Annotated in this window: 29 protein-coding genes; 6 read left to right on the top strand and 23 right to left on the bottom strand. The window is 62.8% G+C overall.

From position 1 onward, the window contains the following. Position 1: 1 nt before the first annotated feature. From rplP to rpsL, 13 genes are all read right to left on the bottom strand, one after another. Positions 2 to 436: a 50S ribosomal protein L16 gene (gene rplP, locus HMP06_RS01145; protein WP_010164579.1), complete on the bottom strand. Its 435-nt coding sequence runs from the start codon at positions 434 to 436 to the stop codon at positions 2 to 4. Positions 437 to 446: 10 nt separating this feature from the next. After that, a complete protein-coding gene (gene rpsC, locus HMP06_RS01140; RefSeq protein ID WP_176495424.1) occupies positions 447 to 1,148 on the bottom strand; it encodes a 30S ribosomal protein S3 in 702 nt (233 codons plus the stop codon). Beyond that, positions 1,148 to 1,531, bottom strand: coding sequence for a 50S ribosomal protein L22 (gene rplV / locus HMP06_RS01135; protein WP_176495423.1), 384 nt, complete (start codon positions 1,529 to 1,531; stop codon positions 1,148 to 1,150). Before rplV ends, rpsC begins: the two co-directional genes overlap by 1 nt. Further along, a complete protein-coding gene (gene rpsS / locus HMP06_RS01130) occupies positions 1,531 to 1,806 on the bottom strand; it encodes a 30S ribosomal protein S19 (RefSeq protein ID WP_010164582.1) in 276 nt (91 codons plus the stop codon). The genes rplV and rpsS overlap by 1 nt, the downstream gene beginning before the upstream one ends. Before the next feature lies 1 nt (position 1,807). Next, positions 1,808 to 2,662 (bottom strand): 50S ribosomal protein L2, encoded by an 855-nt coding sequence (gene rplB / locus HMP06_RS01125; RefSeq protein ID WP_176495422.1) that lies wholly within the window; start codon positions 2,660 to 2,662, stop codon positions 1,808 to 1,810. 4 nt (positions 2,663 to 2,666) lie between these two features. Beyond that, the gene (locus HMP06_RS01120) at positions 2,667 to 2,978 is read right to left on the bottom strand and encodes a 50S ribosomal protein L23 (RefSeq protein ID WP_176495421.1); all 312 of its coding nucleotides are present in this window, start codon (positions 2,976 to 2,978) and stop codon (positions 2,667 to 2,669) included. After that, entirely contained in the window at positions 2,971 to 3,597 is a 627-nt protein-coding gene (gene rplD, locus HMP06_RS01115; protein ID WP_176495420.1) for a 50S ribosomal protein L4, read from the bottom strand. Before rplD ends, HMP06_RS01120 begins: the two co-directional genes overlap by 8 nt. Before the next feature lie 2 nt (positions 3,598 to 3,599). Next, positions 3,600 to 4,355, bottom strand: a complete 756-nt coding sequence (rplC, locus tag HMP06_RS01110; RefSeq protein WP_176495419.1) for a 50S ribosomal protein L3 — start codon at positions 4,353 to 4,355, stop codon at positions 3,600 to 3,602. Positions 4,356 to 4,572: 217 nt separating this feature from the next. Further along, complete coding sequence (gene rpsJ / locus HMP06_RS01105) at positions 4,573 to 4,881, bottom strand: 30S ribosomal protein S10 (protein ID WP_007406109.1); 309 nt, start codon at positions 4,879 to 4,881, stop codon at positions 4,573 to 4,575. A gap of 161 nt (positions 4,882 to 5,042) precedes the next feature. Then, complete coding sequence (gene tuf / locus HMP06_RS01100) at positions 5,043 to 6,233, bottom strand: elongation factor Tu (RefSeq protein ID WP_176495418.1); 1,191 nt, start codon at positions 6,231 to 6,233, stop codon at positions 5,043 to 5,045. A gap of 105 nt (positions 6,234 to 6,338) precedes the next feature. Further along, complete coding sequence (fusA, locus tag HMP06_RS01095; protein ID WP_176495417.1) at positions 6,339 to 8,414, bottom strand: elongation factor G; 2,076 nt, start codon at positions 8,412 to 8,414, stop codon at positions 6,339 to 6,341. 124 nt (positions 8,415 to 8,538) lie between these two features. After that, positions 8,539 to 9,009: a 30S ribosomal protein S7 gene (gene rpsG, locus HMP06_RS01090; protein ID WP_176495416.1), complete on the bottom strand. Its 471-nt coding sequence runs from the start codon at positions 9,007 to 9,009 to the stop codon at positions 8,539 to 8,541. 57 nt (positions 9,010 to 9,066) lie between these two features. Beyond that, positions 9,067 to 9,438 carry a 30S ribosomal protein S12 gene (gene rpsL, locus HMP06_RS01085; protein WP_176495415.1) on the bottom strand — a complete coding sequence of 124 codons (372 nt, stop codon included), beginning with the start codon at positions 9,436 to 9,438 and terminating at the stop codon, positions 9,067 to 9,069. A gap of 252 nt (positions 9,439 to 9,690) precedes the next feature. Here rpsL and glpD point away from each other — a divergent pair, with 252 nt between their 5' ends. The 4 genes from glpD (at position 9,691) to HMP06_RS01065 (ending at position 14,703) form a co-directional block, all read left to right on the top strand. Next, on the top strand, positions 9,691 to 11,151 hold the full coding sequence (glpD, locus tag HMP06_RS01080; protein WP_176495414.1) for a glycerol-3-phosphate dehydrogenase: 1,461 nt from the start codon (positions 9,691 to 9,693) through the stop codon (positions 11,149 to 11,151). Positions 11,152 to 11,247: 96 nt separating this feature from the next. After that, the gene (locus tag HMP06_RS01075; RefSeq protein WP_176495413.1) at positions 11,248 to 12,312 is read left to right on the top strand and encodes an NAD(P)-dependent alcohol dehydrogenase; all 1,065 of its coding nucleotides are present in this window, start codon (positions 11,248 to 11,250) and stop codon (positions 12,310 to 12,312) included. A gap of 187 nt (positions 12,313 to 12,499) precedes the next feature. Further along, a complete protein-coding gene (trhO, locus tag HMP06_RS01070) occupies positions 12,500 to 13,432 on the top strand; it encodes an oxygen-dependent tRNA uridine(34) hydroxylase TrhO (protein WP_176495412.1) in 933 nt (310 codons plus the stop codon). Positions 13,433 to 13,806: 374 nt separating this feature from the next. Beyond that, positions 13,807 to 14,703, top strand: coding sequence for an IS1595 family transposase (locus HMP06_RS01065; protein WP_232089802.1), 897 nt, complete (start codon positions 13,807 to 13,809; stop codon positions 14,701 to 14,703). 87 nt (positions 14,704 to 14,790) lie between these two features. On the opposite strand, the gene HMP06_RS01060 is transcribed toward HMP06_RS01065, so the two are convergent. Then, positions 14,791 to 15,282 carry a hypothetical protein gene (locus tag HMP06_RS01060; protein WP_176495411.1) on the bottom strand — a complete coding sequence of 164 codons (492 nt, stop codon included), beginning with the start codon at positions 15,280 to 15,282 and terminating at the stop codon, positions 14,791 to 14,793. 5 nt (positions 15,283 to 15,287) lie between these two features. Continuing rightward, positions 15,288 to 15,533, bottom strand: a complete 246-nt coding sequence (locus HMP06_RS01055) for a hypothetical protein (protein WP_176495410.1) — start codon at positions 15,531 to 15,533, stop codon at positions 15,288 to 15,290. 202 nt (positions 15,534 to 15,735) lie between these two features. Between HMP06_RS01055 and HMP06_RS01050 the strand changes: the two genes are divergently transcribed. Then, entirely contained in the window at positions 15,736 to 16,761 is a 1,026-nt protein-coding gene (locus HMP06_RS01050; protein ID WP_332103019.1) for a sulfotransferase, read from the top strand. Positions 16,762 to 16,798: 37 nt separating this feature from the next. On the opposite strand, the gene HMP06_RS01045 is transcribed toward HMP06_RS01050, so the two are convergent. Next, positions 16,799 to 17,107, bottom strand: a complete 309-nt coding sequence (locus HMP06_RS01045; RefSeq protein ID WP_176495408.1) for an excalibur calcium-binding domain-containing protein — start codon at positions 17,105 to 17,107, stop codon at positions 16,799 to 16,801. Positions 17,108 to 17,393: 286 nt separating this feature from the next. Further along, positions 17,394 to 18,926, bottom strand: coding sequence for a proline--tRNA ligase (gene proS / locus HMP06_RS01040; RefSeq protein WP_176495407.1), 1,533 nt, complete (start codon positions 18,924 to 18,926; stop codon positions 17,394 to 17,396). 120 nt (positions 18,927 to 19,046) lie between these two features. On the opposite strand from proS, the gene HMP06_RS01035 reads away from it, so the two are divergent. Next, entirely contained in the window at positions 19,047 to 19,949 is a 903-nt protein-coding gene (locus tag HMP06_RS01035; RefSeq protein WP_176495406.1) for a DMT family transporter, read from the top strand. Here HMP06_RS01035 and HMP06_RS01030 read toward each other — a convergent pair. The 6 genes from HMP06_RS01030 to gcvT are packed head-to-tail and all read right to left on the bottom strand — an operon-like array spanning position 19,946 to position 25,554. Beyond that, a complete protein-coding gene (locus tag HMP06_RS01030; protein ID WP_269473391.1) occupies positions 19,946 to 20,572 on the bottom strand; it encodes a DUF938 domain-containing protein in 627 nt (208 codons plus the stop codon). The two genes, HMP06_RS01035 and HMP06_RS01030, sit on opposite strands and share 4 nt — an antisense overlap. Before the next feature lie 30 nt (positions 20,573 to 20,602). Continuing rightward, on the bottom strand, positions 20,603 to 22,180 hold the full coding sequence (gene gcvPB, locus HMP06_RS01025) for an aminomethyl-transferring glycine dehydrogenase subunit GcvPB (protein WP_176495405.1): 1,578 nt from the start codon (positions 22,178 to 22,180) through the stop codon (positions 20,603 to 20,605). Further along, positions 22,177 to 23,535 carry an aminomethyl-transferring glycine dehydrogenase subunit GcvPA gene (gene gcvPA / locus HMP06_RS01020; protein ID WP_176495404.1) on the bottom strand — a complete coding sequence of 453 codons (1,359 nt, stop codon included), beginning with the start codon at positions 23,533 to 23,535 and terminating at the stop codon, positions 22,177 to 22,179. Before gcvPA ends, gcvPB begins: the two co-directional genes overlap by 4 nt. Then, the gene (locus HMP06_RS01015) at positions 23,535 to 23,942 is read right to left on the bottom strand and encodes a hypothetical protein (protein ID WP_176495403.1); all 408 of its coding nucleotides are present in this window, start codon (positions 23,940 to 23,942) and stop codon (positions 23,535 to 23,537) included. Before HMP06_RS01015 ends, gcvPA begins: the two co-directional genes overlap by 1 nt. Then, a complete protein-coding gene (gcvH, locus tag HMP06_RS01010) occupies positions 23,939 to 24,310 on the bottom strand; it encodes a glycine cleavage system protein GcvH (protein WP_176495402.1) in 372 nt (123 codons plus the stop codon). The genes HMP06_RS01015 and gcvH overlap by 4 nt, the downstream gene beginning before the upstream one ends. Further along, positions 24,307 to 25,554, bottom strand: coding sequence for a glycine cleavage system aminomethyltransferase GcvT (gene gcvT, locus HMP06_RS01005; RefSeq protein ID WP_176495401.1), 1,248 nt, complete (start codon positions 25,552 to 25,554; stop codon positions 24,307 to 24,309). Before gcvT ends, gcvH begins: the two co-directional genes overlap by 4 nt. Positions 25,555 to 25,645 lie beyond the last annotated feature (91 nt).

The raw sequence follows: 25,645 nt of genomic DNA, 5'->3' as shown, positions 1-25,645 counted from the left end.
GTTATGCAACTCCCAGATGCGAGGTGTCGCCAAGACGGGCAACGACCTTCACCTTGATCGGCAACTTCATCGCTGCACGGCTGAACGCCATCGCGGCGATGTCACCGGGAACGCCGTCCAGTTCGAACAGGATCCGGCCCGGCTTGACGCGCGCTGCCCAATATTCCGGCGAACCCTTGCCCTTACCCATGCGGACTTCGGCAGGCTTGCCCGAGACGGGAACGTCCGGGAAAACGCGGATCCACAAACGGCCCTGGCGCTTGATGTGACGCGTGATCGCGCGGCGAGCCGCCTCAATCTGGCGTGCGGTGAGACGATCCGGCTCCATTGCCTTCAGGCCATACGACCCGAAGTTGAGCGTGGTGCCACCCTTGGCGTCGCCATGGATGCGGCCCTTGAAGGCCTTGCGGAACTTGGTCTTTTTCGGTTGAAGCATGATCTATTCCTTAGCGGCGCGGATCAGGCCGGACGCCGGAAGTCTGTGCTTCCATCATCAGCCGGTCGGTCGCCATCGGGTCATGGCCCAGGATTTCGCCCTTGAAGATCCACACCTTCACGCCGCACACGCCGTACGCGGTGTGTGCAGTCGCTTCAGCATAATCGACATTGGCGCGCAGCGTGTGAAGCGGAACGCGACCTTCGCGATACCATTCCGAACGAGCGATTTCGGCACCGCCGAGACGGCCGCCGCAATTGATCCGGATGCCTTCGGCGCCCAGACGCATTGCCGACTGCACCGCACGCTTCATGGCGCGACGGAAGGCGATACGACGCTCGAGCTGATCGGCGATACCCTGCGCGACGAGCTTGCTGTCGACTTCCGGCTTGCGGATTTCAACGATGTTCAGGCTGACGTCCGAGCTGGTCATCTTGCCGAGCAGACGGCGCAGCTTTTCGATGTCCGCACCCTTCTTGCCGATGATGACGCCGGGGCGTGCTGCGAAGATCGAGACGCGGCACAGCTTGGCCGGACGGTCGATCACCACCTTGGAGATCGCTGCCTGTGGCAACGTCTTCATGATGAACGCGCGCATCTTGAGATCTTCGAGCAAAAGACGACCGTAATCGGCGCCCTCGGCATACCAGCGGCTGTCCCAGGTGCGATTGATCTGCAGGCGCAGACCGATGGGGTTCGATTTCTGACCCATTACGCTTCTTCTTCTTCCATTTCGCGAACGACGATGCGCAAGCGGCTGAACGGCTTCAGGATGCGCGTCGACTTACCGCGACCGCGCGTGGCGAAACGCTTCATCACGATCGATTTGCCGACCGACGCTTCGGAAACGACCAGCGCATCGACGTCGAGGTTATGGTTGTTCTCAGCGTTGGCGATGGCCGAGGCCAGAACCTTGCGCGCTTCGATCGCCATACCCTTGGTCGAGAATTGCAGGATGTTCATCGCATCGCCGACCGGCTTGTTGCGGATGAGCGCTGCAACCAGGCCGAGCTTCTGCGCCGAACCGCGGATCTGCGTGCCGACCGAGAGGGCTTCCTTCTCGCCGACCCGGCGGGGGGATTTTGCCTTAGACATCAGCGCTTGCCCTTCTTGTCCGCGGCGTGGCCGGGGAAATAGCGGGTGGGTGCGAACTCGCCGAGCTTCATGCCCACCATGTCCTCGTTGACCGACACCGGCACGAACTTCCGGCCGTTATAGACGCTGAACGTGAGGCCAACGAACTGCGGCAGGATCGTCGAGCGACGCGACCAAGTCTTGATCGCACCACGCGCATTGGTTTCCTGAGCGGTTTCTGCCTTCTTGAGCAGATGAAGGTCCACGAACGGACCCTTCCAGACTGAGCGAGCCATGTTAGCCCTTCCTCTTCGTCGAATGACGCGAACGGATAATCATCTTATCCGTCGACTTATTGTGACGGGTGCGCGCACCCTTGGTCGGCTTGCCCCATGGCGTAACCGGATGACGGCCACCCGAGGTCCGGCCTTCACCACCGCCGTGCGGATGGTCGACCGGGTTCTTGGCGACGCCGCGCGTCAGCGGCTTCACGCCCAACCAGCGATTACGACCGGCCTTGGCGAGGTTGGTGTTGCCATTGTCGGGGTTCGACACGGCACCGACCGTCGCCATGCAATTCGCATGGATGTAACGCTGCTCGCCCGAGTTGAGGCGGACCATGACCATGCCCTTGTCGCGACCGACGACCTGCACATACGTACCAGCCGAACGGGCGATCTGGCCACCCTTGCCCGGCTTCATCTCGACGTTGTGGACGATCGTGCCAACCGGCATCTGGCCCAGTTCCATCGCATTGCCCGGCTTCACGTCGGTCTTCTTGTCGGCGACGACCTTGTCACCAACGGCCAGACGCTGCGGCGCGACGATATAGGCAACGTTTTCCTTGCCGTCTTCGGTCTTGCCATAGTTGATCAGCGCGATGAACGCGGTGCGGTTGGGATCATATTCGATCCGCTCGACCGTGCCCTCGACGCCCCACAACCGGCGCTTGAAGTCGATGATGCGATAGCGCTGCTTGTGACCGCCGGCGATACCGCGCGAAGTCACATGGCCCTTGTTATTGCGACCACCGGTCTTGCGCTTGCCTTCGGTCAGCGCCTTCACAGGGCCGCCCTTGTGCAGACCGGACCGGTCGATCAGGATCAGGCCACGGCGTGCCGGGCTGGTCGGGTTATAATGCTTCAGTGCCATCGGATCAGATCCCCGTCGTCACGTCGATGGACTGGCCGTCCTTCAACGTCACGATCGCCTTCTTGATGTCGGAGCGAGTGTAGGGCGCGCCCTTCCACTTCTTGGTCTTGCCCTTCTGGACGATCGTATTGACGCCCAGCACGGTCACATCGAACAGCGCCTCGACCGCAGCTTTAATCTGCGGCTTGGTCGCGTCGTTGGTGACGCGGAACACGACGGCGTTATGCTCGCTGAGCAAGGTCGCCTTCTCGGTGATGTGCGGTGCGACGATCACGTCATAATGACGCGCGTCGATCGCGGTTTTTGGCTTAGCCATTGAAGCGCGCCTCCAGCATGTCGACGGCAGCGCGGGTCAGGACCAGCGTGTCGTGCTTCAGGATATCATAAACATTGGCACCAGCGGCCGGCAGCACGTTGATCGTGTGCAAGTTACCCGCGGCCAAAGCGAAGCTGGTGTCGACCATGTCGCCGTCGATGACGAGCGCGGTCTTGCCGGTTCCGAGCTTCGCCCAATCCGCGATCAGCGTCTTGGTCTTGTTCTCGGCAACCGCCAGGCTGTCCATAACGATCAGCGTGCCGGCCTGGGCATGGCTCGAAAGCGCCATCTTGAGGCCGAGCGCGCGAACCTTCTTGTTCAGCGACGGGTTGAAGTCGCGGACGCGGGCGCCGTGCGCCTTACCGCCACCGACGAACACCGGAGCGCGGCGATCGCCGTGACGGGCGGTACCGCCGCCCTTCTGGTTGCCGAACTTCTTGCCGGTGCGAGCGACGTCGGCACGCTCACGCGTGCCGCGTGCGGTCGCACGACGCTTTTCGAGCTGCCATGTGACAACACGGTGCAGGATATCGGCGCGCGGATCGAGGCCGAAGACCTCGTCGTTGAGCTCGATGTCCGTGCCGGTCGCACCATCGAAAGACTGAGATGTAACCTTCATGATCAGCCCTCCTGGCCGTCGGTCGCATCCACGGTCGCGACGTCAGCAGGCGTCTCGGCGGGAGCGGTGTCGTTATTGTTCGCAACGGCGCGAAGACCGGCGGGGTACGGCGCATCTGCGTGCCGTGCGACCTTCACCGAATCCTTGACGAGCAACCAGCCGCCCTTCGAACCAGGGACCGAGCCCTTGACGAAGATGAGACCACGCTCGACGTCGGTCGAAACGATTTCGAGGTTCTGCTGGGTACGGTTCTTGTCGCCCATGTGCCCGGCCATCTTCTTGTTCTTGAAGACCTTGCCCGGATCCTGGCGTTGCCCCGTAGAACCGAGCGAACGGTGCGAAACCGAAACGCCGTGCGTCGCGCGCAAACCGCCGAAGCCCCAGCGCTTCATGCCGCCCTGGAAACCCTTGCCCTGCGTCACGCCCTGAATGTCGACGATCTGGCCGGCGACATAATGGTCGGCCGAGATGGTCGCGCCAACTTCGAGCACGGCGTCATCGGAAACGCGGAATTCAGCCAGCTTCGCCTTGGGCTCGACTTCGGCCTTGCCGAAATGGCCACGCTGCGGCTTGGCGACATTCTTTGCTTTTGCGGTACCCGCGCCCAGCTGGACTGCGACATACCCGTCTCTATCGGCCTCGCGAACGGCCACGACTTGCAGATTTTCCAGTGCCAGAACGGTCACGGGCACATGGCGCCCATCGTCCTGGAACCAGCGGGTCATCCCCATCTTTTTCGCGATCACGCCAGTGCGCATGATCAATGCTCCATTCAATGCAGAGGCACCCCACGGACCATTCCGTAGGGTGCGTACTCAGCCCAAACTTTATTTTATACTGCGGCCCCGACCCGGGCTGGTGCTCCCCGCGTGGGCGGTGGAGCGTGTCGGGGGACGCAGACCCAGGCGAACCTGGCGGTATCCCATCTATCTGGTGCCGCAGAAGGCGGCACCGAATCTCTGTGGAGGCGCGCTCTTACGCGAGCTTGATTTCCACGTCAACGCCAGCGGCGAGATCGAGCTTCATCAGCGCGTCGACCGTCTGCGGCGTCGGCTGAACGATGTCGAGCATGCGCTTATAGGTGCGGACTTCGAACTGCTCGCGCGACTTCTTGTCGATGTGCGGACCGCGGTTCACGGTGAACTTCTCGATGCGCGTCGGCAACGGAATGGGGCCACGGATCAGCGCGCCGGTGCGACGTGCGGTGTCGGCGATGTCGCCGGTCGCCTGATCAAGCACGCGATGATCGAACGCCTTAAGACGAATGCGGATATTGCTGTCCATAGTCCCTACCGATGCGAAAGAGCGGGCCCCGTAAGTCGTACGGCTTCGGGGCTCTTGCTGTTAAAACCAAAATCAGAGGCGGGCCACTAGCCGAGCCTCTCACAAATAGCAACCGCCCCGGCTGCCTTTCGGCGACCGGGGCGGCAGTATTTTTTTACGTCTTAGGCCGAGATACCGCTGACGATACCCGAACCTACCGTACGGCCACCCTCACGGATGGTGAAACGCTGGCCGACGTCCATGGCGATCGGTGCGATCAGCTTGACGCCGAGTGCGATGTTGTCGCCTGGCATGACCATCTCGGTGCCCTCAGGCAGCTCGACGGTGCCGGTCACGTCGGTCGTGCGGAAGTAGAACTGCGGACGATAGTTGGCGAAGAACGGCGTGTGACGGCCACCCTCGTCCTTCGACAGCACGTACACTTCCGACGAGAAGTCGGTGTGCGGCTTAATCGAGCCGGGCTTGCAGAGAACTTGACCACGCTCGACTTCTTCACGGCCAACGCCGCGGATCAGCGCGCCGATGTTGTCGCCAGCCTGGCCCGAGTCGAGCAGCTTGCGGAACATTTCGACGCCCGTGACCGTGGTCTTGCGCGTGTCGTTGATGCCGACGATTTCGACTTCTTCGCCAACCTTGACGATGCCGGTCTCGACGCGGCCGGTGACGACCGTACCACGACCCGAGATCGAGAAGACGTCCTCGATCGGCATCATGAACGGCTTGTCGAGCGGACGCTCGGGCTGCGGCAGGTACGTGTCGACAGCTTCCATCAGGCGGAGCACGGCATCATGGCCGATCTCGGGCGTGACGTCGTTGAGCGCTGCAACAGCCGAACCACGGATGACGGGGATGTTGTCCCCATCGAAATCATACTTCGACAGAAGCTCGCGGATTTCCATCTCGACCAGCTCGAGGATTTCCTCGTCGTCGACCAGATCGACCTTGTTCATGAACACGACCATCGTCGGCACGCCGACCTGGCGTGCGAGCAGGATGTGCTCGCGCGTCTGCGGCATCGGGCCGTCGGTTGCGGACACGACCAGGATCGCGCCGTCCATCTGAGCGGCACCCGTGATCATGTTCTTCACATAATCGGCGTGGCCCGGGCAATCGACGTGCGCGTAGTGACGTGCCAGCGTCTCATACTCGACGTGTGCGGTCGAGATCGTGATGCCGCGCTCGCGCTCCTCAGGAGCCTTATCGATGTTCGCATAGCTGGTGAAGGTGGCGCCACCGGTCTCGGCGAGCACCTTGGTGATCGCAGCCGTCAGCGAGGTCTTGCCATGATCGACATGGCCGATCGTGCCGATGTTGAGATGCGGCTTGTTCCGCTCGAACTTTGCTTTCGCCATGATTTCCTACCTTGATTGATTCGGTTCGCGGCCTTCAGGGCTCCACGCGAAGGCGCGCCCTTAACGACCTATTTCAGATAACGCCAGCCCTTAGCGCGATACGCCTCAGGCGAGCTTGGCCTTCACTTCGTCCGCCACGTTCGACGGCACTTCGTCATAATGCGAGAATTGCATGCTGTACTGCGCGCGCCCCTGCGTGAACGAGCGCAGCTGGTTGACGTAGCCGAACATGTTGGCCAGCGGCACGATCGCCTCGACCGTCTGCGCGTTGCCGCGGCTGTCGGTGCCCTGGATCTGGCCACGACGGCTGTTCAGATCGCCGATCACGTCACCCAGGTAATCCTCGGGCGTCACGACCTCGACCTTCATGATCGGCTCGAGCAGCTTGATGCCCGACTTCTGCGCGGCTTCACGCATGCAACCACGCGCGCAGATTTCAAACGCCAGCGCGCTCGAATCGACGTCGTGATACTTGCCGTCGGTCAGTTCGACCGAGAAATCGATGATCGGGAAGCCGATCATCGAGCCGGTCATCGCGGTCTCGCGCATGCCCTTTTCGACCGAAGGGATATACTCCTTCGGCACGTTGCCGCCCTTCACCGAATCGATGAAGACGAAGCCCGAACCGCGCTCGCCCGGCGTCAGCTTGACGCGGACTTCTGCGAACTGGCCCGAACCACCCGACTGCTTCTTGTGGGTGTAGGTCAGCTCGACCGGCTTGGCGAGGTATTCGCGATACGCCACCTGCGGCGCGCCGACGTTTGCCTCGACCTTGAACTCGCGACGCATGCGATCGACCATGATCTCGAGATGGAGCTCGCCCATGCCCTTCAGCAGGGTCTGGCCCGATTCGTGATCGGTCGAAACGCGGAACGACGGATCCTCGCGTGCAAGACGGTTGAGCGCGATGCCCATCTTTTCCTGGTCGGCCTTGGTCTTGGGTTCGACCGAGACTTCGATGACCGGCTCCGGAAATTCCATCCGCTCGAGAATGATCGGCTCGGCCTGCGAACACAGCGTATCGCCCGTCGTCGTGTCCTTAAGACCCGCCAATGCCACGATGTCGCCTGCATAGGCGATCTGGATATCCTCGCGGTCGTTCGCATGCATCAACAGCATGCGGCCAACCTTTTCCTTCTTGTCCTTGACTGAGTTGGTCACCGACGACGCCGTCTCCAGCTTGCCCGAATAGATTCGGGCAAAGGTCAGCGTACCCACGAACGGATCGTTCATGATCTTGAAGGCGAGCGCCGAGAATGGCGCGTCATCGGCAGCCGCACGGCTGTCGGGCGTCACGCCGTCGAGCTTGAGGCCGTCGATCGCCGGCACGTCGAGCGGCGACGGCAGGTAGTCGATCACCGCGTCGAGCAGCGGCTGGACACCCTTGTTCTTGAACGCCGAGCCACACAGCACGGGCACGAACGAGGAATTCAGCGTGCCCTTGCGGATCAGCGCCTTGAGCTGCGCGACCGTCGGCTCAGTACCTTCGAGATAGGCCTCCATCAGGTCGTCGTCCTGCTCGACGGCCATTTCGATCAAATCGCTGCGATACTTGGCGGCCTTTTCGGCCAGATCCGCAGGGATCTCCTGATATTCGAACTTCGCACCCAGCGACTCTTCAAGCCAGATGATCGCGCGGTTCTCGACCAGATCGACCAGGCCCTTGAAATCGCTCTCCATGCCGATCGGCAGATACAGCACCGCAGGCCGCGCGCCGAGACGCTCGACGATCGAATCAACACAGAAATAGAAGTCGGCGCCGGTGCGATCGAGCTTGTTGACGAAGCACATCCGCGGAACTTTATACTTGTCGGCCTGACGCCACACCGTCTCCGACTGCGGCTCAACGCCGGCAACGCCGTCGAAGCACGTGATCGCACCGTCGAGCACGCGCAGCGAACGCTCGACTTCGATCGTGAAGTCGACGTGGCCGGGGGTGTCGATGATGTTGATGCGGTGGTCGTTCCAGAAGCAGGTCGTGGCAGCGGACGTGATCGTGATCCCGCGCTCCTGCTCCTGCTCCATCCAATCCATCGTCGCGGTGCCTTCATGCACTTCGCCGATCTTGTAAGACTTGCCGGTGTAATACAGAATCCGCTCGGTCGTCGTCGTTTTGCCGGCGTCAATATGCGCCATAATGCCGATGTTGCGGTACATTGAGAGCGGATGGCTGCGGGCCATGATCGGTTCCTTGGGAATGTGGAGAGGCCGGAGCTATGCCCCGGCCTGCCCGATATAGGTACTAAACGTCATCGGCAACAGGCCGATTGCGCTGCTGTTACCAGCGGCGCGATCGAATCCGCTGTTACCAGCGATAGTGCGAGAAGGCGCGGTTGGCTTCGGCCATGCGATGCGTATCTTCACGCTTCTTCACCGCGTTGCCGCGGTTGTTGGCGGCGTCCATCAGCTCACCCGAAAGGCGTGCCGACATGGTGTTCTCGCTGCGCGCGCGCGCGGCCGTGATCAACCAGCGGATCGCCAGAGCCTGGGCACGCTCGGGGCGCACTTCGACCGGGACCTGATAGGTCGCACCACCGACACGGCGGCTGCGGACTTCGATGCCGGGCTTCACGTTGGTGAGCGCATCGTGGAAAACCGCGACGGGATCCTTCTTAGCGCGCTGCTCGACGGTTTCCATCGCGCCGTACACGATCAGTTCTGCGACCGACTTCTTACCGTCGAGCATAACCGAGTTCATGAACTTCGAGAGGACCTCATCACCATATTTAGGATCGGGGAGGATGATGCGCTTTTCTGGGCGACGACGACGTGCCATTTCAATTCTTCCTTCTAAACTTCAGCCATCTGGGATCGGCTATAAAAGCCGACCGGCTTACTTCGGACGCTTGGCGCCGTACTTGGAACGCGACTGGCGACGATCCTTGACACCCTGTGTATCGAGCACACCGCGCAGAACGTGGTAGCGCACACCGGGAAGATCGCGAACGCGACCGCCGCGGATCAGCACGACCGAATGCTCCTGCAGGTTATGGCCCTCACCGGGGATGTAGCTGATGACTTCGCGCTGGTTGGTCAGGCGGACCTTGGCCACCTTGCGCAGTGCGGAGTTCGGCTTCTTCGGGGTCGTCGTGTAGACGCGGGTGCAAACGCCGCGCTTCTGCGGGTTCGCTTCCATCGCAGGGACCTTGTTCTTGGCCTTCTGCTGTTCGCGGCCCTTGCGGACCAGCTGGTTGATCGTCGGCATGAATCTCTTCACCTTGAGAAATTGGTTACTTTGCTGGAGCCGGAAGCTCGAAATACAAAAGGGACCGACAGAGGCGAATCGCCCCCCGGACCCTGGAATGCATCCAGCAATGTTCAGGCACTCATCCGGAAGCAAACTCCCAGTCGAGCGGGGGTGCGCATACAGTGCGACTCGCTGACGGTCAACAGGCCGCGATCATCCGGCGTCGCAACGGCGGGTGACACGCCCTACCTGTCCCGCTAGGTGACAGCGATGACATATGACCTGCTTATCGTTGGCGGCGGCATCAACGGCTGCGCAATCGCGCGCGAAGCGTCGCTGCTTGGCCTGAAAATCCTGCTGGTCGAGCGCGACGATCTTGCCGCGCACACCTCGTCGGCGTCGACCAAGCTCATCCATGGCGGCTTGCGCTATCTCGAATATTACGACTTCAAACTGGTCGCAGAGGCGCTCCGGGAACGGGAACGGCTGGTGAAGGCCGCCCCGCACATCATCCATCCGTTGCGATTCGTGCTGCCGCAGGAAAATTCGGTGCGGCCGTGGTGGATGCTGCGGATCGGGCTCTATCTCTATGATTTCCTCGGCGGCAAGATGTCGCTCCCGCGCTCGCGGGGCTTACGCAAGTCCGACACCGCGTTCAGCGCCCCGCTAAAGGGTGGATCGAGCGGGTTCGTCTATTCCGACGCCTTCGTCGACGATTCGCGCCTGACCGTGCTCAACGCGGTCGATGCCGCCGCGAACGGCGCGGAGATCCTGGTCGGCACCGCGCTCGAATCCGCGCGGCGCGAGGGCGATGTATGGCGTGCAACGCTGTCTGATGGGCGCGAGGTAACCGCGCGCGCGATGGTCAACGCCGCCGGCCCGTGGGTCCATCAATTGCTCGGGCGGCTCGGCGTCAACGCCGCATCGGGCGTGCGGCTGGTGAAGGGCAGCCATATCGTCGTGCCCAAACTGTTCGAGGGCGACCACGCCTATATCCTGCAGCAACCCGACCGCCGCATCGTCTTCGCCATCCCCTATCAAGGCGACTTCACCGAGATCGGCACCACCGACGTGCCCGTAGATGCGCCCGAGGATGCGCAGATCGACGCCGACGAGATTGCCTATTTGTGCGAGGCGGTGAACCGCCACTTCATCAAGCAGATCAGCCCCGCCGACGTCACCTCGACCTGGTCCGGCGTGCGTCCGCTCTATGACGACGGCGCAAGCGAGGCCAAGGAAGTCACGCGCGATTACGTGCTCGAACTCGACACCAACGGCCCGACCTTGCTGTCCGTGTTTGGCGGCAAGATCACCACCGCGCGGCACCTGGCCGAGGAAGCGCTGGAGAAGCTCGCCGCGCCAATGGGCTTCAAGGCGCATCCGGTCACCCGCGTCCGCGTTTTCCCCGGCGGCGCGATCGCCGATCTGCCGAGCTTCATCGCGCACGTGCAGGCAACTTGGCCTTTCCTGGGTGCAGCGCGCGCCGAACGGATGGCACATGCCTACGGATCGATGCTGCCCGAGCTGCTGGAAGGGATCGCCGACGAAGCCGCGATGGGCGTCGATCTCGGCGGCGGGCTCACCGAAGTCGAGGCCCGCTGGCTCCACGACCGCGAATGGGCGCGCAGCACCGACGACGTCCTGCTGCGGCGGAGCAAACTCGGCCTGCATGTAACCGCAGCCGAGCGCGCACGGCTCACGGCGTGGTGGAACGCAACTTTCCCGCGCTGACGCTGGAACGATGGCGGGTGCTTGCTGGTTACCACTGCCTGGGCTGCCTTGCCCAGAATTCCGCCCGCGCGCCGCGCCGGCTCTGAAAGATCAACCATGCCAACCACAACGCACGCCTTTGCGGCGCACGTCGCCCACGCGCCGCTCGCGCCCTTCACCTTCGACCGCCGTGATCCCGGTGCCGAGGATGTCGCGATCGACATCCTGTTCTGCGGGGTATGCCACTCCGATCTCCACACCGTGCGTGGGGAATGGGGCGGCACGCTGTATCCGTGCGTGCCCGGCCACGAGATTGTCGGGCGCGTTTCCGCCGTCGGCAAGAACGTCACCAAATTCGCGGTCGGCGACATCGCCGGCGTCGGCTGCATGGTCGACAGCTGCGGCCATTGCCCGTCGTGCAACGACGGCGAAGAGCAATATTGCGAAACGACCGGCTTCGTCGGCACCTATAACGGCCCCGACACGGTTTCGGGTGGCCACACGATGGGCGGCTATTCCGACCATATCGTAGTGAAGCAGGATTTCGTGCTGAAGGTGACGCATGCCGAGGCAGATCTCGCCGCGGTGGCACCGCTGCTGTGCGCCGGAATCACCACCTATTCGCCGCTGCACCATTGGAAGGTCGGCCCGGGGCAAAAGGTCGGCATCGTCGGCCTCGGCGGCCTCGGTCATATGGGGGTCAAGATCGCCGCCGCGATGGGTGCCGAAGTCTATGTCTTCAGCACCTCGCCGGGCAAACGCGACGATGCCAAGCGCCTCGGCGCGACCGACCTGATCGTGTCGAAGGACGCCGATGCGATGGCCGAGCATCTCGGCAGCTTCGATTTCATCCTCAACACCGTGGCCGCAAGCCACGACCTCGATCCGTTTCTCGTCTTGCTCAAGCGCGACGGGACGATGACTCTGGTTGGCGTACCCGAGACGCCGCATCCCTCCCCCAGCGTCGGCAATCTGATCTTCAAGCGCCGTGCGCTTGCCGGATCGTTGATCGGCGGTATCGCCGAAACGCAGGACATGCTCGATTTCTGCGTCAAGCACGGCCTGACCTCCGATATCGAGATGATCAACATCCAGGATATCGACGCCGCTTATGACCGGATGGTGAAAAGCGACGTCAAATATCGCTTCGTCATCGACATGCAGTCTTTGAAGGCGGCGTAGCGAGCACAGGCGCGCTGGCGCGCGCACCATCTTTTCTGCGCTTCCCAGGCGGAGCCCGGAGCCCAGTCGCGAAGATCGACGTAATGTGGCGCATTAGCTAACATTCGATCGTTCCGCTACTGGCCCCCGGCCTTCGCCGGGGAAGCGATTTGGTTTCCTGCGATCCTGTCGTAAAGCGCACGACCTTATGACACGCCCCGCCCCCATCCACGTCGCCGCGCTCTATCGCTTCGCGCGCTTTCCCGATCCCGCAGCGTTGCGCGCACCCCTGCTCGACCTGTGCGCCGCGAACGGTATCAAGGGCACGCTGCTGCTCGCACGCGAAGGCATCAACGGAACCATCGCCGGGCCGGTCGACGGCATCGCCGCTACGATCGCCCATATCCGCACCTTGCCCGACTGCGCAGACATTGCCGTCAAGCATAGCGACGCCGCGACGATGCCGTTCCACCGCCTCAAGGTCCGCCTGAAGCGAGAGATCGTCACCATGGGCGAACCCGATATCGATCCACGCAGTGGCGTTGGCACGTATGTCGTGCCTGCTGACTGGAACGCGTTGATCGACGATCCCGACACGATCGTCATCGATACGCGCAACGCTTATGAGGTGAAGGTCGGCAGTTTCGAACGCGCGATCGACCCTCGGACGGCTGCGTTCAGCGACTTTCCCGCCTGGGCGCGCGCGCACCGTGCCGAGCTCGAAGGGAAGAAGATCGCGATGTTCTGCACAGGCGGGATCCGCTGCGAGAAATCGACCGCTTTCCTCAAGGCCGAGGGGTTGAGCGACGTCTTCCATCTCCAAGGCGGCATCCTGAAATATCTCGAGGAGGTGCCAGCGGAGCAAAGCCGCTGGCACGGCGAATGCTTCGTGTTCGACGAACGGGTGAGTGTGGGCCACGGCCTCGCCCCCGGAACGCACGATCTCTGCCGCGGCTGCCGCATGCCGGTGAGCCCGGAAGACCGCGGGTCGCCGCTGTTTGAGGAAGGAGTCGCTTGCCCCGCGTGTGCTGCCACCAGCGACGCCGCCAAACGTGCGGCTGCGGCTGAGCGCCACCGCCAGGTCCGCCTCGCCGCTGCCCGCGGTGAAACGCACGTCGGGGCGCCCGCAGCAAAACGCTAGGGTCCGAACTCAACCTCGACAACGCTGCGGATCGCCGCAAGCAGTTGGCGTCCTACGCCACCCAACGTCGCTCGAGATGCGCCACCGTCACGCTGCCTCGCGCCTGACCAGGCATCAAACCGCTATGCCACGACGACTGGGCAACTGATGCGGACACCATGCACGCCATTGAAGTCGCAGGTCACCCTAACACAGTAACAGTTACGGTAACGTAACATACAATTGAAGTGAACGTTGCGTTAACGAAACAGTCCTTACATGCTTGCCCGCCATGGTATTAACGTTCGATTGACCAACTGATTAGGTCCATTTCGGCCACGTTACGGCGTCTATCCCCCTTGCATACGTAGAACGAATGCGGTATATAATGGTGCATGGCACAGAAACCCCTCACCACGACGCAGTTTTTCAAGCAGTTTCCTGACGATGAAACCTGTCTGACGCATCTGTTCAACGTGCGGTTTGGACAGGGCTTCGCTTGCCCCTCGTGCGAGCGCCCTTCGAATTGGTATCGGATCAAAGCCGAGCGCGCTTATTCGTGCCAGTGGTGCGGCCATCATCTGCATCCCACAGTCGGCACCCCGTTCGAACAGACGCGCACGCCTTTGCAGCTTTGGTTCTACGCAATCCACCTGTTCACCACGACGCGGCACGGTGTCAGCGCGAAGGAATTGGAGCGCCAGCTTGGTGTGACGTATAAGACCGCATGGCGCATGGCCGGTTTGATCCGCCAGCACATGGCAGACGTTGACGGTGAAGAGCCGATCGGCGGCGTTGGCACGGCGGTCGAAGTTGACGAGACGCTGGTAGGCGGCGTGCAGCGCGGCAAGCACATGCGCGGATCGGCTGGTAAGACTGTCGTGATCGGCATGATGGAACGTGGCGGGGACATCATCACGCAGGTTGTGCCGAACCAGCGCCGCGTCACTCTACAGCCGGTTGTGGTTGCCAACGTCCTTCCGGGCGGCGAACTGCACACTGATGAACTGAACAGCTATCGCGGGCTGCACACGGCAGGCTATCGCCACATGACAGTCAACCACGGCGCGCACGAGTATGTCGGGTTTCAGGGTGCGAGCACGAACAGCATCGAAAGTTTCTGGCGGCACCTGAAATGCTCGATCAACGGCACGCATGTCAGCGTCAGCCCGAAATACCTTGGCCGCTATACCAAGGAATTTGAGTATCGCTTCAATCGCCGGAACGACGCGGCTTCGATGCTGCCGGAACTGCTTTCGACGTTCCGGCCATTGACGACAAAGCGCGATTGAACGCGGCTTCGTCACCGGGAGCGTCGGCTTCTCGCTTGGCGGCAAACTGGGCAATCGTGCCGCTTTCTCGGGCTTTGCGCAGGCTTGTCATTTTCCAGCAACTTTCAATTTGATACGACCCGCCGCATCCTTTCGTAGAGCGATTAAATCGACCAAAGATTGAAAGACCTTGACCCCTTCGCGTGGGGTATTGGCCTTATCTGCAAAATTGCGAAGCTCGCGCAGTTTTGTAGCATAGGGAGGGTAGTCGCCGCCCATATCATCGCGAAGAGCAAACGCTGCCGATGAGTGCGCCGAAACTGCATCGCGGAGCGCGCGGCGTGCGTCATTAACGCCCCGACCATCGACCAAGGCATCGCTCATACCGCTAACTCGGTTGTCCAATTGGGCACCCGTGTTCTCAAAGTTTTGAAGATCCGCGAGTGTTTGCTGCTGAACAATCATTATTGTATTTGCGTGAGTTGCGACGTAAATTCCAACAGGCGCACCAACCAGCGCGGTTGCTAACGACCCCGCGATAAACATGGTTCCCCGGCCGATATTGGCGCGATGGTTCGCAGGTATGGCCATGGTAGTCACCCGGGCTATATAGGCTTCTTGAGCGTCTTTTTCAAATGAACTTTGCTGGAAAGCGTGGCATCGACATGCGCCTTTTTCCCAAACTCGCACGCTTCTAAAAGCCTCTCCGGCCCCAACGATCTGACATATTCTGCTACCGCCGCTTCAACGATTAGCTGGCATCCGGGGTCTGCACCGCCAACTGCATGCAGAACGATCCGAACCTTACCGTCGGCCACCTGCTGCGCCTCCGCCGCGCTCAAGGGCAGCATAGCCCTCGCCGGGGAAGCACTTATAGACTTGGTGATTATGCGGAAGCGCATACGCGTCCAGCTGAACTTCTTCGAGCACTGCCATCCCCTTTTCAGATGCAGGCTACGACGTTCACCCGAGCGGAGTCAATTCCGTATGCGAAGGGGATAGACGCCCACGTTACACTTTATTACAGTCAATCAGGTGACATCATTCTAAAGTATGACTATCGCTAGGGGAATGTTGTTGCAGTCAGCCCAGTTCGATCGATTTATTTCTGCTGCCACTGGAGCGAGTGGTCTCGTCGCCGCGGACCGTATCGTCGTATGCGGCACGCATCGGAGCGGAACGACCTTGCTCGGCGACCTGCTGAGCGCAGACCCTCGCACCGCTCAATTGTTCGAACCCTTCAGTCCACTTAGCGGGATCGCTTGCGTCGATCGGTGGTATGCCTCCGCCGACCGGGCCGGCAGCCGATGGCGGCATGTGATCGACGACTACGTCGCGGGCAGGAATACCAAGTGGCGCACACGGCGCGACGAGACCCCAAACCTTTCACGCTGGTTCAAGGGTACCCCGATGCTCCGCGAATATGTCGCGGCGCGCGTTCGGCGGCCGCAGCGGATCGTCGTCAAATGTCCTTATCTTACACTGTCGGCACAATATCTGATCGAGCAGCATGATTTCCGCGCGCTGTTCACCGTGCGCCATCCTGGCGCCTTCCTGGCATCCCTGCGGCGCGTGCAATGGGACGCCGCGGTTTGGCTCGACGACCTGGTCGAACAGGAGTCCTGCTCGCGGGAAGAACGCGCGATGGCAACCACGGAAGCCGCGCAGGCGGGGCTGCTCTGGCGGATCGTAAACCGGCACGCACTTGAAACGCAGCGGCGGTTTCCGAACTCCGCCGTTCTTCTGTCGCATGAGGATTTCTGCGCGGATCCGCACGGCGAGATGGACCGCGTGACACGGGCGCTCGGCATCGCTTATTCATCGAAGATGCGCGAGGCGGTCACGCACGCAACGGGCGGCGACATCGTTATCCCGCCCGAAGGGAAGGTCGAACATCTGGTGCGCAACGCATCGGCGATGGTCGGCGAATGGCGCCATCGCGTATCGGCGCGCGACGAGGCCGAATTGCGGCAGATTTGCGAACCGTTGTACCGGGAGCTCGTCGGCACCGACTGGCTTGGTCGCCGGCTCGTTGCGCTCGATCAAGAATGTGAGACATCAAAAGCAACAGCACGATAGCATTGTCGAACGGGCGGTTATGCCGGCCGTTCCCGTCTCAACGCCGCGGCGGTTCGCAGGCAATCCCGTCGTCGTCGCCGTCCATCTCGGGGCGATAGCCGGGTTCGCCGCGAAAGATAGGCGCAGTGCCCGCCGCGCGCGCCGAATCGCAGCCACCCCAATGATCGCCCGCCTGCGGTTCACGCGCGCGCTTCACGCCGGTTGCGACTGCGACATCGCGGGCTTTCGTCGCCACGGCAGCGCGCCCTTCCGGCGACATTGCGACACTGCCAACACCGAGCACCGCGCCGAGCGCGCCCGCGCCGAGCAGGATAGACTTCGCCGATATACCATCGAGTGCACTCATGTCGCCAGGCTACGACGGCAACGTGAAGAACCCGTATCGCCCCGCAGTTAACGGGCTGTCCTACACACATAGGTCTACGATAGGTTGGGAATCGATACCGACAAAGTCAGGTTTGCAAGCTCATTGAAACGTGCTGTCACGCCGTTTGCGGGCACGTCTCCAGGGCAGTCGGTTGTGCGCGAGACCCGATAGACCGGCCTCGTTAGCCTAACCTTTGTGACTTTTAGCGCAGCCCGATAGCGCCGGTTGTGTGACCTTGATGTGACTTTGCGCGGATCGTTATCGACTAATAACTCCGGCCAACAAGCACGCGTTCCACCGCCGGATCGCCGGTAAAGATACACGCCCCATCCGCCGCCGCCTGCTCGATCGGCGCGTTGCGCAGCGTGAGCTTCAGCGCCTTCAACCGTTCGACCACCCCGTCGAGCGCAGGCCCGGTCGGCTTCGACCATTGCACTTCGAGCCAGCCGGGGTTCTTCACCCCCTCGGCAAAGTGGCGCTCGACTGTAGCGAAGTCGGCGGCGGGGGTGATGTTGGCGTTCAACCGCGCGCGCGCCTCGGTGTGGAGCGACGTCTGGATGTCTTCAAGCATAGCCGAAACGGTCGACACGAAATCGCCCCGTGCGATCACCGCGCTATCGAGCTTACCGTCCTCACGGTACAGCCGGTCGCGCCGGATCACCGACACGTTGCCGCCCGCCACGTCGCGCCCGCCGACTTCGATTACGATCGGCGCGCCCTTCTTGACCCAACTCCAGCGCTTGGTCGCGGCCTTGCCGAATTTGAGGTCGAGCAAGGCGCGCACCGGCTCGCCCAGCGCGGACTGCGTGGCGAGTTCCGCCTGCAGGCTTTTGCAATAGGCGATGATCTCGGCATCCTCAGGGTTGTCGCGCAGCATCGGTACGATCACGACTTGCCACGGCGCGATCACCGGCGGCACGCGCAGGCCGTCGTCATCGCCGTGGACCATGATGACCCCGCCGATCATCCGCGTCGACACACCCCAGCTCGTCGTATTGGCGAAGACGAACTCGCCCTGGTCGTTCTGGAAACGGATGTTCTGCGCGTGTGCGAAATTGGTGCCCAGGAAATGCGACGTGCCCGCCTGCAGCGCCTTGCCGTCCTGCATCATCGCCTCGATGCTGTAGGTCGCGACTGCACCGGGGAAGCGCTCATTCTCGGGCTTCTCGCCTGCCACCACCGGCAGCGCGAGGCAATCCTCGGCAAAGCTGCGATAGACTTCGAGCATCTTGAGCGTCTCGTCGCGCGCTTCCTCGGCCGTGGCGTGCGCGGTATGCCCTTCCTGCCACAGGAATTCGGACGTGCGCAGAAACATGCGCGTGCGCATCTCCCAGCGGACGACGTTCGCCCATTGGTTGATCAGCACCGGCAGATCGCGCCACGATTGCACCCAGCGCGCAAAGGCCATGCCGATCACCGTCTCCGACGTGGGCCGCACGACCAGCGGCTCCTCCAGCTTGGCCTCGGGATCGGGGATCAAGCCGCCCTTCCCGTCCGATTTCAGCCGGTGGTGCGTAACGACCGCCATTTCCTTGGCGAAGCCCTCGACATGCTCGGCCTCCTTTTCGAAATAGGAGAGCGGGATGAATAGCGGGAAATAGCAATTCTCATGCCCGGTCGCCTTGATTCGGTCGTCGAGCAGCCGCTGGATCCGCTCCCAGATGCCATATCCCCAAGGGCGGATCACCATGCAGCCGCGCACGCCTGACTCCTCGGCCAGATCGGCCTCCGAGATGACGGATTGGTACCAGGCGGAGAAATCGGCCTCGCGGGTGACGGGGAGTGCGCGTTTGATCATGGCAGCGCGGATAGCGCGGCTTTGCGCCGCCGTCACCCCGCACGAAATGACTTCGCGCGCGACATGCTTGTTTCATTGCGTCCGTGCGGCCATTGAGCCGGTCATGCACAGGCATCGCCCATGACCAGAGCCGACGACCGCATCCTGACGGCGATCGGAATGCGATTGCTTTCGGTCGTGCTGTTCGCCGCCATGAACATGTGCATCAAATTGAGCGAGCTACACGGCGCGGCAATCGGTGAGATCCTGTTCTGGCGGCAATTCGGCGCGGCGGTGCTGGTCGGCGGCATCGTCCTGGCCGGGCCCGGCTTACACTCGGTGGCGACCACGCGGATGCCCGCGCATCTGCTGCGCGCGGTGATGGGGCTGATCGCCATGGCCTTCACCTTTGCCACCATTCTCGCGCTGCCGCTGGCCGAGGCGACGACGATCGGCTTCACCATGCCGATCTTCGCCACCATCCTGGGCGCGCTGGTCTTGCGCGAACCGACCGGCTGGCATCGCTGGCTGGCGGTTTTGGTCGGGTTCGGCGGCGTGTTGATCGTCGCGCAGCCGGGCAGCGGCGGTTTCCCGATCTGGGGTGCGGTCACGGGCCTGATCGCCGCGTCGCTGACCGCCAGCGTCTCGATCCTGCTGCGCCAGATCGGCCGGACTGAAGCCGCGATGACGACGGTCTTCTGGTTCTCGACGCTGTCGCTGGTCCCGCTGGGGATTCTCTACGCCTTCGTGTTCCGGAGCCACCCGCTTGAGACGTGGGTGCTGCTTGCCGCTGTCGGGCTGCTGGGCGGTGCTGCGCAACTGGCGATGACGTCCGCGCTCGGGCTGGGGCCGGTGTCGGTGGTGGTGCCGATGGATTATTCCTCACTGATCTGGGCGACGCTCTTCGGCTGGCTGGTGTTCAACACCCTGCCCGGCCCGGCGACCTGGATCGGCGCGCCGATCATCGTCGCAAGCGGCCTCTACATCGTCTGGCGCGAACATGTCCGCCGCCAGACCGAGACGACGCAGGCGGTAACGACTTAGCGGCGCCGAAACACCAGCATGAGGTTGTTCGCGGGCATCTCGATCGCCCGCTCAAGCGTGAACCCCGTGCCCGCCGCCGCCACGGCCGCGATCGAGCGGATGCCCCATGCCGGATCCCGCGCGCGCAATGATTCGTCGAAGGCAAGGTTGCTCGCCGCCGTCGGCACGTCATCGCGCAGAAACGGGCCGTACAGGATCAGCGGCGCGCCGCTCACCAGCACCCGCCCCGCGCCCGCCATCAGGCCGAGCGTGGCCTCCCACGGGCTGATATGCACCATGTTGACGCACAATACCGCATCCGCCCCCGACACTGGCCAGGCCGGCGCGGCGGCATCGAGGTCGAGCGGCGGCAGGACGTTTTCTATCCCCTCGCACCAAGACGCGATCGAGGTCAGCGCAGCACCGTCCGGGTCGCTCGGCTGCCACGCCAGCGCCGGAAACTCGCCTGCGAAATAAGCGGCATGCTCGCCCGATCCGCTCGCGATCTCCAGCACCGTGCCTGACCGCGGCAACACCTCGCGCAGCACGTCCGCGATCGCCATGCGGTTGCGCAGCGTGGCGGGTGCGTGGCGCCGCTCAGCGCCGCCCGCCTCGGCCGGAATCCATGGCGCGGGACCGGTCAAAGCCGCACTGCCGGACCAATTCGCGCCATCTTACTCCGCCGCCTGCGCCAGTTCGGGGTCCTTCCACACCAGCACCGGTCTGCGCGCCGCCAGAGTTTCGTCGAGGCGGCTGCGCGGCGCGAAGTGCGGCGCCGATTTCAGGCTGACGTCGCCCGCCTTTGCCCGCTCCGCAACCGACTGTAGCGCGAGAATGAACTGGTCGAGGGCGGCCTTCGACTCGGTCTCCGTCGGCTCGATCAGCATCGCGCCGTGAACCACCAGCGGGAAGTACATCGTCATCGGGTGGAAGCCTTCGTCGATCAGCCCCTTGGCGATGTCGATCGTCGAGAAGCCGTCGGCAACGCCATTGTCCGAGAACAACGCCTCATGCATGCACGGACCCGATCCACCGAACGGCGCTTCCAGCGTGTTTTCCAGGCTGCGCAGGATATAATTGGCGTTGAGCACGGCATCCTCCGCCACTTGCCGGAGGCCATCCGCGCCGTGGCTGAGAATGTAGGTCAGTGCGCGCGTGAACATGCCCATCTGGCCGTGGAAGGCGCACATCCGGCCGAAAGTATGGGGATGGTCGTTGCCCGCGGTTTCCTCCTCGATCAGCGCGATATGCCCGTCCGGCATCCGCGTGGTGAAGGGCAGCGGGCCAAATGGCGCCAGCGCCTCCGACAACACCACGGGGCCCGAGCCTGGCCCGCCGCCGCCGTGCGGGGTAGAAAAGGTCTTGTGCAGGTTGATGTGCATCGCATCGATACCGAGATCGCCCGGCCGCACGCGCCCGACGATCGCGTTGAAGTTCGCGCCGTCGCAATAGACGAAACCGCCGGCCGCATGGACCGCGTCAGAAATGACCTTCATGTCGCGCTCGAACAAGCCACACGTGTTGGGGTTGGTGATCATCACCGCCGCGACATCGGGGCCGAGCCGCGCGAGTAGCGCCGCTGTATCCACGCGGCCCTCTGCGGTCGCGGGAATATCCTCGACCGTATAGCCCGCAAAGGCTGCGGTCGCGGGGTTCGTGCCATGTGCGCTTTCCGGCACGAGCACGACCTTGCGATGCCCCTCCCCCCGCGCATCGAGTGCCGCCTTGATGCACAGCATCCCGCAAAGCTCACCATGCGCCCCGGCTTTCGGCGTCATTGCCACGCCATACATTCCGGTCAGCGTAATCAGCCACGTCGCAAGTTCATTGATCACGCCGAGCGCGCCCTGCACGGTATCAACGGGCTGGAGCGGATGGATGTCTGCAAAGCCGGGGAGCCGCGCCATCTTCTCGTTGAGGCGGGGATTGTGCTTCATCGTGCAACTGCCGAGCGGGAAAAAGCCCAGGTCGATGCCGTAATTCTGCCGCGACAGGCGCGTGTAATGGCGCACCGTTTCTGGCTCGGAGAGGCCCGGCAGGCCGATCGGCTGCGATCGTTCCAGCCCGGCCAGCGTGTTCTCCTGCGCAGAAGCGCCAAAGGCCTCGAAATCCACCCCCGTCGTGGTCAGGTCACCAATCTCGAAGATCAGCGCTTCTTCCAGCATCAGCGCCTTGTTGCCGGTCGTGGTCGGGCTCGGCTTGCCACTCGAAGTCGGCGCTTCGGGGCGCCATCCACTTGCATTGATGCTCATGCCAGTATCTCCTGGAGTGCGGTGGCAAGGGTTTCAACATCCTCCGCCGAGGTCGTCTCGGTCACCGCGACGACGAGACCGTTGGCGAGCTTAGGCTCGCCCGGATACAGCCGCCCGAGCGAGACACCCGCCAGAATGCCGCGGTCGGCCAGAGTGCGCACGACCGGGCGCGCTTCCTTTGGCAGTTTCAGCGTGAATTCGTTGAAGAATGCGGGTGTGACGAGCTCGACCCCCGGAACCTGGCGCAACCGCTTTGCGGCAGAGACCGCACCGGCGTGGTTGATCGTCGCCAACTGCCGCAAACCAGCCTCGCCCAGCAGCGTCATGTGGATCGAGAACGCCAGCGCGCACAGGCCGGAATTGGTGCAGATGTTCGACGTCGCCTTCTCGCGGCGGATATGCTGCTCGCGCGTGCTCAGCGTCAGCACGAAACCGCGCCGACCATCGGCATCGACCGTCTCGCCGCAAAGCCGGCCTGGCATCTGGCGAACATATTTTTCCTTGCAGCCGAAAAGGCCGACATACGGCCCGCCGAATTGCAGACCGACGCCGAGCGACTGCCCCTCGCCCACCACGATATCGGCATCCATCTCCCCGGGCGATTTGATCGCGCCCAAGGCGACCGGCTCGGTCACCACTGCGATCAGCAGCGCCTTTTGCGCGTGGCAGGCATCGGCGAGCGGCTTGAGATCGGCGATGCGGCCGAGAATGTCGGGATATTGCACCACGACGCACGACGTGTCCGAATCGATCGCCGCGATCAGCGCGTCGATGTCGGTGTCGGGACCGAGCGTTGGAGCGGACGTCTCCAGCGCATCGCCTGTAAACTTCGCCATCGTCTTGGCGACCGAGACGTAATGCGGGTGCAGCCCCGACGACAAAAGCGCCTTGCCGCGCTTGGTGATGCGCCGTGCCATGCCGATCGCCTCCCAGCAGGCGGTCGACCCGTCATACATCGACGCGTTGGCGACATCGGTCCCGAGCAGCCGCGCGACTTGCGTCTGGAATTCGAACAGCATCTGCAACGTGCCCTGCGCGATTTCGGGCTGATACGGCGTGTAGGCGGTGAGGAATTCGCCGCGCTGGATCAGATGGTCGACCGAGGCCGGCACATGATGCTTGTACGCGCCGCAGCCGAGGAAGAACGGAACCTCCCCTGCGGTCAGATTCTGCCGCGCGAGCTTTGTCATGTGGCGTTCGACCGCCATTTCGCTCGCGTGCATCGGCAAACCGTGGATCGGCCCGTCGAGCCGCGCGGCTTCGGGCACGTCGACGAACAGATCATCGATCGTGGCGACACCGATCACGCCAAGCATGGCATCGCGGTCGGACTGGGTAAGGGGTAGATAGCGCATTAAGACGCCTTCTTTGCTGGGGGCTTGGGTCGGTCGAGCACCCGCTCGATACGAAGCGGGATCAGTTCGGGGCCACGGTCAGTACAAATTTCCTCGCCGGAACATTGAGCGGTTACGCGTGCAAGCAAGACGATTTGCGCGCCGTTCAAGGCCTTGAGCTTTGGCTCCATCGCCTTCACGTAATCGATCGTGGCGGAGTGTTCGTAATCTGGCGTTGCGCTGGGCTCCAACTGACAGGTGAAGTTGCCAGGACATCGCAGCCATCCCCGGACACGGACAATTCGCCCATCCCAAGCGAGGATATTTGGCAGAACCTCGGTGACGCCGCAGGGGTTTTCGCGACACGCGCTCGTATCGCCCCCCGGCGGAGCAATCAGCGCAAGCAAGACACCTGCAAGCAGCATCAAAGCTTCGCGACGAACGCCTGGTACGCGATCTCGTCCATCAGCTCGTTCAGCTCATCGGGATCGGAGAGCGTCAGCTTGTAGAACCAGCCGTCTCCCTCAGGATCTTCATTGACCAGCCCAGGCGTATCGCCGAGCGCCGCATTGGCCTCGATCACGGTACCCGACACCGGCGAATAGACGTCCGATGCGGCCTTGACCGATTCGACCACGGCGGCCTCGTCGCCCTTGGCCAGTTCTTTGCCTTCCTCGGGCACGTCAACGAACACGATGTCGCCGAGCTGCTCCTGCGCATATTCGGAAATGCCGACGATGCCGATGTCCCCATCGACATCGACCCATTCATGATCTTCGGTGAAATAACGGCTCATTGTGCGCCTCCTGCACGGACGTAGCGGTGGGGGATGAAAGGCATTGCGGTGACGGTCGCACTATGGACCTTACCGCGTTGCGAAAGATGGATCGTGGTGCCGGGGGCAGACAGCGCGGTCGGCACATAGGCCATGGCGATCGCCGCGCCGACGCTCGGCGCGAAGCCGCCGCTAGTGACGCGGCCGATGTCCGCGCCCGCAGCATCGACGACGGTAGCGCCTTCGCGGACGGGCTGGCGCCCTTCGATCAGCAAACCGACACGCTTACGCTCGGCACCCGCAGCGCGTTCGGCCAGGATCGGCGTCGCACCCATGAAATCGCCCTCCTCACGACGCCGCTTCGACAAAGCGAAGCCGAGATCGGCCTGGACCGGCGTCGTTTCCGGATCGAGATCATGCCCGTACAGCGGCAACCCCGCCTCCAACCGCAGCGAATCGCGCGCGCCAAGGCCGATCGGCTTGACCTCGGGCTCTGCGGTCAGCGCGTCGGCCAGCGCCTCGACCTGCTCGGCCGCAACCGAAATCTCGAACCCGTCCTCGCCGGTATAGCCCGAGCGGCTGATCCACAGCGGCACGCCGTTCCACTCGAACGCGCCCGCCGTCATAAACACCAAATCCGCCACACCCGGCACCAGCCGCGCCATCGCATCGATCGCCTTCGGCCCTTGCAGTGCCAGCAAGGCCTGATCTTCGAGATGATTGATCGCGATCCCGTCGGGCAGGAATTCGAGCAGATGTGCGATGTCGTCGATCTTGGTCGCGCCGTTGACGACCATGTAGAATTGCGGGCTGTCGAGATCGGGCGTGTCGCCGTCCAGCGGCGACCAGCCGGTCGGCTCAGAGACACCCTCTTCCTCAAGCGCGGCAAACGGGTGTGCCAGCGGAAGGCGCGTCACCATCAAATCATCGAGAATGCCGCCATCTTCGGCGAGCAGGAGCGAATAGCGCTGCTTTCCTTCACCCAGCCCGGCGATATCGGCAGGCAGCAACCCCTCGAGCGCGGCGACGACATCGACCCGCCCCTCGGCGCGAAAAACCAATTGGCCCATGTGGCTAACGTCGAACAGCCCGGCCGACTCGCGCACCCACAGATGCTCGGCCATGATGCCTTCATATTGCACGGGCATGTGATAGCCGGCGAATTCGACCATGCGGCCACCGCGCGCGCGGTGCCATGCGTCGAGCGGCAACGTCTCGGTTGCGATCTCGTCGCCATCCGCGTTCAGGGTTTCGGTGTCGCTCATGCAAAGGCCTTCCGTGGCGAGGTTCACGGCGCGGCATCACGCTGTTAACGTGCCTGCATCGCCGCCCCCTCTGTCACGGGAACCTGAGAGC

The organism is Sphingomonas sp. HMP6 (assembly GCF_013374095.1).
Classification (GTDB): Bacteria; Pseudomonadota; Alphaproteobacteria; order Sphingomonadales; family Sphingomonadaceae; genus Sphingomonas.
Note: the sequence above shows the minus strand (reverse complement) of the source record. Positions and strands in the feature narration are given on the sequence as shown.

Coding starts and splice junctions, on each gene's coding strand:
- rplP (WP_010164579.1), bottom strand. CDS start 436: ATGCTTCAACCGAAAAAGACCAAGTTCCGCAAGGCCTTCAAGGGCCGC.
- rpsC (WP_176495424.1), bottom strand. CDS start 1,148: ATGGGTCAGAAATCGAACCCCATCGGTCTGCGCCTGCAGATCAATCGC.
- rplV (WP_176495423.1), bottom strand. CDS start 1,531: ATGTCTAAGGCAAAATCCCCCCGCCGGGTCGGCGAGAAGGAAGCCCTC.
- rpsS (WP_010164582.1), bottom strand. CDS start 1,806: ATGGCTCGCTCAGTCTGGAAGGGTCCGTTCGTGGACCTTCATCTGCTC.
- rplB (WP_176495422.1), bottom strand. CDS start 2,662: ATGGCACTGAAGCATTATAACCCGACCAGCCCGGCACGCCGTGGCCTG.
- HMP06_RS01120 (WP_176495421.1), bottom strand. CDS start 2,978: ATGGCTAAGCCAAAAACCGCGATCGACGCGCGTCATTATGACGTGATC.
- rplD (WP_176495420.1), bottom strand. CDS start 3,597: ATGAAGGTTACATCTCAGTCTTTCGATGGTGCGACCGGCACGGACATC.
- rplC (WP_176495419.1), bottom strand. CDS start 4,355: ATGCGCACTGGCGTGATCGCGAAAAAGATGGGGATGACCCGCTGGTTC.
- rpsJ (WP_007406109.1), bottom strand. CDS start 4,881: ATGGACAGCAATATCCGCATTCGTCTTAAGGCGTTCGATCATCGCGTG.
- tuf (WP_176495418.1), bottom strand. CDS start 6,233: ATGGCGAAAGCAAAGTTCGAGCGGAACAAGCCGCATCTCAACATCGGC.
- fusA (WP_176495417.1), bottom strand. CDS start 8,414: ATGGCCCGCAGCCATCCGCTCTCAATGTACCGCAACATCGGCATTATG.
- rpsG (WP_176495416.1), bottom strand. CDS start 9,009: ATGGCACGTCGTCGTCGCCCAGAAAAGCGCATCATCCTCCCCGATCCT.
- rpsL (WP_176495415.1), bottom strand. CDS start 9,438: ATGCCGACGATCAACCAGCTGGTCCGCAAGGGCCGCGAACAGCAGAAG.
- glpD (WP_176495414.1), top strand. CDS start 9,691: ATGACATATGACCTGCTTATCGTTGGCGGCGGCATCAACGGCTGCGCA.
- HMP06_RS01075 (WP_176495413.1), top strand. CDS start 11,248: ATGCCAACCACAACGCACGCCTTTGCGGCGCACGTCGCCCACGCGCCG.
- trhO (WP_176495412.1), top strand. CDS start 12,500: ATGACACGCCCCGCCCCCATCCACGTCGCCGCGCTCTATCGCTTCGCG.
- HMP06_RS01065 (WP_232089802.1), top strand. CDS start 13,807: ATGGCACAGAAACCCCTCACCACGACGCAGTTTTTCAAGCAGTTTCCT.
- HMP06_RS01055 (WP_176495410.1), bottom strand. CDS start 15,533: ATGCTGCCCTTGAGCGCGGCGGAGGCGCAGCAGGTGGCCGACGGTAAG.
- HMP06_RS01050 (WP_332103019.1), top strand. CDS start 15,736: ATGACTATCGCTAGGGGAATGTTGTTGCAGTCAGCCCAGTTCGATCGA.
- HMP06_RS01045 (WP_176495408.1), bottom strand. CDS start 17,107: ATGAGTGCACTCGATGGTATATCGGCGAAGTCTATCCTGCTCGGCGCG.
- proS (WP_176495407.1), bottom strand. CDS start 18,926: ATGATCAAACGCGCACTCCCCGTCACCCGCGAGGCCGATTTCTCCGCC.
- HMP06_RS01035 (WP_176495406.1), top strand. CDS start 19,047: ATGACCAGAGCCGACGACCGCATCCTGACGGCGATCGGAATGCGATTG.
- gcvPB (WP_176495405.1), bottom strand. CDS start 22,180: ATGAGCATCAATGCAAGTGGATGGCGCCCCGAAGCGCCGACTTCGAGT.
- gcvPA (WP_176495404.1), bottom strand. CDS start 23,535: ATGCGCTATCTACCCCTTACCCAGTCCGACCGCGATGCCATGCTTGGC.
- gcvH (WP_176495402.1), bottom strand. CDS start 24,310: ATGAGCCGTTATTTCACCGAAGATCATGAATGGGTCGATGTCGATGGG.
- gcvT (WP_176495401.1), bottom strand. CDS start 25,554: ATGAGCGACACCGAAACCCTGAACGCGGATGGCGACGAGATCGCAACC.